At 70.0% G+C, this 6,498-nt stretch carries 6 protein-coding genes; 1 reads left to right on the top strand and 5 read right to left on the bottom strand.

The features are described from left to right. The 5 genes from CCS38_RS01065 to CCS38_RS01045 all read right to left on the bottom strand — a co-directional run. The coding region (locus CCS38_RS01065; protein ID WP_223731274.1) for an FAD-dependent monooxygenase at positions 1-1,809 on the bottom strand (1,809 nt) is incomplete at its 3' end. 216 nt (positions 1,810-2,025) lie between these two features. After that, the gene (locus CCS38_RS01060) at positions 2,026-2,964 is read right to left on the bottom strand and encodes an amino acid ABC transporter permease (RefSeq protein ID WP_223731273.1); all 939 of its coding nucleotides are present in this window, start codon (positions 2,962-2,964) and stop codon (positions 2,026-2,028) included. After that, positions 2,961-3,608, bottom strand: coding sequence for an amino acid ABC transporter permease (locus tag CCS38_RS01055; protein ID WP_223731272.1), 648 nt, complete (start codon positions 3,606-3,608; stop codon positions 2,961-2,963). Before CCS38_RS01055 ends, CCS38_RS01060 begins: the two co-directional genes overlap by 4 nt. A 125-nt stretch (positions 3,609-3,733) precedes the next feature. Further along, a complete protein-coding gene (locus CCS38_RS01050) occupies positions 3,734-4,642 on the bottom strand; it encodes a glutamate ABC transporter substrate-binding protein (protein ID WP_223731271.1) in 909 nt (302 codons plus the stop codon). Between the two features lie 55 nt (positions 4,643-4,697). Beyond that, complete coding sequence (locus tag CCS38_RS01045) at positions 4,698-5,483, bottom strand: amino acid ABC transporter ATP-binding protein (RefSeq protein WP_223731270.1); 786 nt, start codon at positions 5,481-5,483, stop codon at positions 4,698-4,700. A 309-nt stretch (positions 5,484-5,792) separates the two neighbouring features. On the opposite strand from CCS38_RS01045, the gene CCS38_RS01040 reads away from it, so the two are divergent. Next, a partial coding sequence (locus CCS38_RS01040) for a response regulator transcription factor (protein ID WP_223731269.1) occupies positions 5,793-6,498 on the top strand: 706 nt, incomplete at its 3' end.

Genomic DNA, 6,498 nt, shown 5'->3' with positions numbered 1-6,498 from the left:
CCCGGACCCGCCCCCGGACTCGGCGGCCGGCGATTCCGGAGTCTCCCCCTCGCCCCCGCACAGCGCCCGCGCGCACGCCTGGAGTTCGGCGGGGCGGACGCCGGCGAGGGCGGTGACGAGGTGGCCGTCGGGGCGGATGAGGAGGACGTTGTGGGCGGCGGCGCCCGGGTAGTACTCCGCGACCAGGATCTCCGCGGTCAGCGGCAGCGCCGCCACCGCGTCGGCCAGCTGCGGCATCAGGCCCGCCGACATCCAGTGCCGGCGGTCCCACACCCCCGTGCCCGGCGCGACCAGGACGACCAGCAGGCCGTGCCCCAGCCGGTCCCGCAGCCGTACGGCCGAGCCGTCGGACGCCGTCACCGCGACGTCCGCGACGGGCCCGCCCGGCTCGGTGGCCACACGGACCGCGCCGGCCGGCGGAGCGGCGGGCGCCAGCGGCGACCGGTCGTACACCGGAGGCGCGCCCAGCGGCCCGCGCCCCAGGTGCCCGTCCGTCAGCAGCGACGTCCGCCCGCGCCCGGCCGCCGTGACCACGCCCCGCAGCCGCCCCCGGGCGCCACCGTCGCGCAGCAACGGCAATGCCTGGTCCGCGGCGCGCAGGCGGGCGGCGACGGCGTTCCTGCGCTCCGCCTGGTAGCTGTCCAGCAGCGTGTCGGAGGCGCCGTGGTGCCAGGCGAGCGCGAGCTTCCAGGCGAGGTTCTCGACATCCCGCAGCCCCTCGTCCAGGCCCTGTGTGCCCAGCGCGCCGAGCAGGTGGGCGGCGTCCCCGGCGAGGAACGCCCGCCCGGAGCGCCAGCGCCTGGCCAGCCGGTGGTGGACGGTGTGGACACCGGTGTCGAGCAGTTCGTACGGGGGGACGAGCGAGCCGTTCGGGGGGCCGGCCGTGCCCTCCTCGAAGGCGCGGCCGCTGTCCCTCTCGGAGGCCGCGGTCCCGGCCGTACGTGGTTCCGTCCAGCCCGCCAGCGTGTCCCGGATGCGTGCCACGAGTGCGTCCGGGGTGACCAGGTCGCGGCCCGGTGGCAGCAGCCAGTCCAGCCGCCAGACGCCGTCCGGAAGGGGGCGGGCCGTCACCTCTCCGGCCGGTCCGCCGATGATGCCGGCCCGGCCCGTTCCGGCGGTGCCGCGGCGCGGGGGCGCGCGGTGCAGCAGGGCCTCGCCGGGCCAGGGGATTTCGGTACGCAGGGCGGCGACGGCGTGCCGTTCCACGGCGGTACGGCCGGGGAAGCGGATGTCCAGCAGCTTGCGTACGGTCGACCGCGGGCCGTCGCATCCGATGAGGTAACTTCCGCGCCACCACGTGCCCTTGGGCCCGTGGGTGTGTACGCCGACGCCGTCGCGGTCCTGGATCAGCTCGATGACGCGGCTGTCGGTGACGACCTGTGCGAGCGGCTCGCGGTCGAGGGTGTTGCGGAGGGCGCGCGCGAGGGCGTGTTGAGGTACGTGTACGGGTGAGAGAGGGGCGCGCGAGCCGTCGCTGCCGCGCTCGGCGCCGTAACCGCTCTCGACGGGTTCCTCGGTACTGATCGCCACGGCCCCCGGTGCGGCGAATTCCACCCGGTCCAGCAGCCGCCGGCGCTGCACCGTGCGCCAGGCCGCCCAGCGGGTGCCCTCGGCGCCCAGGGTCTCGGCGCAGCCCAGCCGGGCCAGAAAGGCGGCGGCGTCGGGGCGCAGTACGGCGGTACGGGCGAGCCGGACCTCTTCGCGGCCGTCGGTCTCGTCCAGGACGACGGAAGGGACACCGAGCCGCGCGAGGGCGACGGCGAGGGAGAGGCCGACAGGGCCGGCCCCGGCCACGATCACCGGGTCCACGAAGCCCCTCCCCGGACCCAAAGGTTCTTACGGGACGTACAGGAACTGGCAGTTGAGGCCCGGTGCGCGATCACACAGCGTATGCAACCTAGTGCGGGCGTGCCGCGTCAAGTGACAGAGGCAGCGGCGCCCGGCGCCACTGCCCCTGTCACTTGTCGGTCCGTCAGGTCTTCGCTGCCGAAAGGCAGTAGACGAATCGGGCGTTCTGTGCAGGCCCTATTCCTTCGTCTTCTCCACCGGACCCGGCGTCGTTGCCCCGTCGATGGGGGCCATCGCGTCGCCCGCCGTCAGCGCCTGGCCCGCCTCCGCGACCGCGATGCCGGTCTTGGCGCGGCGGCCGCGGCGCTCGATCCAGTTGGCGAGCGAGGAGAGCGCGAGGCACATGGCGACGTAGATGACACCGCCGGCCACGATCAGGGGGAGGTAGGTGTCCTGCTCGTTGATGGTGGTGTTCTGTGCCATCAGGCGCAGCGTGTACAGCAGCTCTTCGTAGGTGATGACGAAGCCCAGCGAGGTGTCCTTCAGCGTCACCACGAGCTGGCTGATGATCGTCGGCAGCATCGCCCGGATCGCCTGCGGCATCAGGATCGTGGTCATGACCTGGGTCTTGCGCATGCCGATCGCGTACGCGGCCTCGCGCTGGCCCTTCGGCACGGAGTTGATGCCCGCGCGCAGAACCTCGGCCTGCACCGATCCGTTGTAGACGGTCAGACCGATGACCAGGGCCCAGAACTGGGTGCCCTCACCGGTGAATCCCAGCTCGGACTGGTAGCTGAGGAAGAGTACCCAGAGGGCGTAAATGGTGATCAGGAGCGGAATGGCGCGGAAGAGCTCGATGAAGCCGGTGGCCAGCCAGCGGATCGGCTTGTGGTCGGAGAGCCGGCCGATGGCGAGCAGGACGCCGAGCACCAGCGACAGGACCGCGGCCACCGCGAAGACCTGGAGGGTGGTCAGGACACCGTTGAGGATGTTGGTGCGTACGTTCGCGTAGTTGAGGATGTCCCACAGCTCGGGGTTGAGCTGCCCCTTGGCATCCAGGCGGAGCACGGCGAAGACGAGCAGCCCGAGGATGGCGAGCGAGCCGGCGACGGCGTAGACGCGATTGCGCACCTTGGCCTTGGGCCCGGGAGCGTCGTAGAGAACACTGGCGGTCATCGGGCCACCTCCAGGCGGCGCTCCAGCAGCCGGAAGATGCCGCTGATGGTGAAGGTGATCACGAGGTAGGCGAGGGCGATCCACAGGAAGATCCACCCGATCGCGAAGCCCTTGTCGCTCAGCAGCTTCGAGACGTTGAACAGCTCGGTGTTGCTGAACGCGCCCGCGATCGCGGAGTTCTTCGTCAGCGCGATGAAGATGCTGCTCAGCGGCGGGATGACGGTACGGGTGGCCTGCGGCAGGACGATCATGCGCAGGGTCTGCATGAAGGTCATGCCGATACTGCGGGCCGCTTCGGCCTGGCCCAGCGGCACGGTGCTGATGCCCGAGCGCACCGCCTCGCACACGAAGGACGAGGTGTAGAAGCCCAGCGCGAGCGTGGCGAGCACGAAGGGGCTGATGCCGGGGAAGAGGATCAGCGGTACGACGAAGAACGCGACCAGGAACAGCAGCGTCAGCGGCGTGTTGCGCAGGAGGGTCACCCAGGCGGTGCCGAATGCCCGCAGCGGCGGTACGGGGGAGACGCGGAAGCCGGCTATGAGGACACCCAGAACGAGCGCGAGCGCCGCGCTGGCCGCGGTGAGCGCGAGGGTCCCCAGGAAGCCGTCGCGGAACTCTGGTAGGTGATCGAGGAGTACGTTCATGGGGTCTCCGCGGTTGCGGTCAGAAGGAGGCGGCGGACGGGCGCGCGGGACCGCGCCCCGTACACCCACCGCGGCGGGCGTACGGGGCGGTCGGCGAGGCGGTTGATGCGGGGGCGCGGGGCGCGTCAGTAACGGGGCAGCGGCGTCTTCGGCTCTTCGTACGAGGAGCCGGACTTGCCCAGCGTGCCTTCGTACGCCTTCTTGTAGTCGCCGTTCTTGACGTGCGCTTCGATAGCCTTCGAGATGGCCTCGCGCAGCTCCTTGTCGTCCTTGTTCATGCCGACGCCGTAGGGCTCCTCGGTGAACGGCTTGCCGACGACCTTCAGCTTGCTCGGGCGCTCGGCGGCGTAGCCCTTGAGGATCGCGTCGTCGGTGGTGACGGCGTCGACCTGGCCGTCCAGCAGCGACTTGACGCAGTCGGAGTACTTGCCGAGCTCGGTGGTCTCGGCGCCGTACTTCGCCTTCTTGATCTCCTGCAGCGGAGTGGAGCCGACGATCGAGCAGACCTTCTTGCCCTTGACCTTGTCCGGTCCGGTGATCGCCTTCTCGTCCTTGCGTACGAGGAGGTCGGCGCCGGCGGTCATGTACGGGCCGGCGAAGCCGACCTGCTTCTTGCGCTCGTCGTTGATCGTGTACGTACCGACGTAGTAGTCGACCTGGCCCTTGGAGATCGAGGTCTCGCGGACGTTGGAGTCGACCGTCTTGAACTCGATCTGCTTGGGAGAGAAGCCGAGGTCGGCGGCGACCATCTTGGCGATCTCGATGTCGAAGCCCGTGCGCTTGCCGTCGGAGTCCTGGAAGCCGAGGAACGGCTGGTCCGCCTTCGCGCCGATGATGATCTTGCCCCGCTGCTGCGCCTTCTTCAGCGTCGGCGAGTCGATCTTCACGTCCTTGGCGACCTTGTAGTCGCCGCTGAAGACCTGCTCGCCCTTGGGCTTGTCACCGGCCGTACCGGACTTGCCGCCGCACGCCGTCGCCGTCGCGGCCAGCGCGAGCACCACAGTGGCCGCGGTGGCCGTCTTACGCATCCTCATGGTGAAGTTCCTTCGGTTCAGCAGGTGTGGGCAGTCATCGTGGGCCACTGAGGGCTCAGTGGTGCAGGATCTTGGAAAGAAAGTCCTTGGCACGGTCGCTGCGCGGGTTGTTGAAGAACTGCGTCGGCTCGGCCTCTTCGACGATCCTGCCGTCCGCCATGAAGACGACGCGGTTCGCCGCCGAGCGCGCGAAACCCATCTCGTGCGTGACGACGACCATGGTCATGCCGTCCCGGGCGAGCTGCTGCATGACCTCCAGCACCTCGTTGATCATTTCCGGGTCCAGCGCCGAGGTGGGCTCGTCGAAGAGCATCACCTTCGGGTCCATCGCCAGCGCGCGGGCGATCGCCACGCGCTGCTGCTGACCGCCGGAGAGCTGTGCGGGGTACTTCTCCGCCTGCGTGCCCACGCCGACCCGGTCCAGCAGCGCACGGGCCTTCTGCTCGGCCGCCTTCTTGTCCGCCTTGCGGACCTTCAGCTGGCCCAGCGTCACGTTCTCCAGGACCGTCTTGTGCGCGAAGAGGTTGAAGGACTGGAAGACCATGCCGACGTCGGCACGCAGCCGCGCCAGCTCCCGGCCCTCCTGGGGCAGTGGCTTGCCGTCGATGGTGATGCTTCCGGAGTCGACGGTCTCCAGGCGGTTGATCGTGCGGCACAGCGTGGACTTGCCGGACCCGGACGGGCCGATCACGACGACGACCTCGCCGCGCTTGATCGTCAAGTCGATGTCCTGGAGCACGTGCAGCGCGCCGAAATGCTTGTTGACCCCTGACAGCACGACCAGATCGTCCACCGCCGGGGCGGGGCCCCCGGGGTCCTTGGTCACCGATACTTCGCTCATCGGCGGGTAGCTCCGTCCTCCTCGGTTGAGAGGACAGTAGTGACGCACTGCGATCAGCGTCAGTACATCTGAGCGGAAATTGAGCATAACGATCCGGCTGCAAAGGGACACTCTGGGTGAACGGGGCGCAGGGTGCATGGACGCGCCCGGCGGCCGGTTTGCGGAGCGCAACGGGTCCGTTCCGTGCGGGCCGGTACCGGCTGGGTAACAGATGTCCGTACCGGACCGGCTGCCCCTTGACGTTTCCGCCGCCCATCGCGGTAGATGCCCTGATGGCCTGCGACGCGAGCGGTGAGAGGGGGAGGGCCGATGCGGCTGCTGCTGGTGGAGGACGACAACCATGTCGCCGCGGCGCTCTCCGCGGTGCTCGCCAGGCACGGCTTCGAGGTGGTGCACGCCCGCAGCGGTGAGGAGGCGCTGCATGCGCTCGTACCGGACGCGGCGGAGTCCTTCGCGGTGGTCCTGCTCGACCTGGGCCTGCCCGACCAGGACGGATTCGAGGTCTGCGGCCGGATACGGAAGCTCACGAGCACCCCGGTGATCATGGTGACCGCGCGCTCCGACGTCCGCTCGCGCATCCACGGCCTGAACCTCGGCGCGGACGACTACGTGGTCAAGCCGTACGACACCGGGGAGCTGCTGGCCCGTATCCACGCGGTGAGCCGGCGCACCGTGCACGGCCCCGGGGAGCAGCCGGCCGAGGACGGGAGCGGCGAGCACCTGCTGCGCCTCGGTGCCGTCACCATCGAACTGGCCACCCGCCAGGTCTCGGTCAACGGGGGCGTCGTTCCGCTGACCCGTAAGGAGTTCGACCTGCTCGCCCTTCTTGCGCAGCGTCCCGGGGTGGTCTTCCGCAGGGAGCAGATCATCAGCGAGGTGTGGCGGACGAGCTGGGAGGGCACCGGGCGCACTCTGGAGGTGCACATCGCCTCGCTCCGTTCCAAGCTGCGGATGCCCGCGCTGATCGAGACGGTGCGCGGCGTCGGTTACCGGCTCGTGGCGCCCGCCCCCGCGC

The organism is Streptomyces purpurogeneiscleroticus (assembly GCF_020024005.1).
Taxonomy (GTDB): domain Bacteria; phylum Actinomycetota; class Actinomycetes; order Streptomycetales; family Streptomycetaceae; genus Streptomyces; species Streptomyces purpurogeneiscleroticus.
The sequence above is the reverse complement of the archived record's forward strand: the minus strand, read 5'-3'. Positions and strand labels throughout refer to the sequence as shown.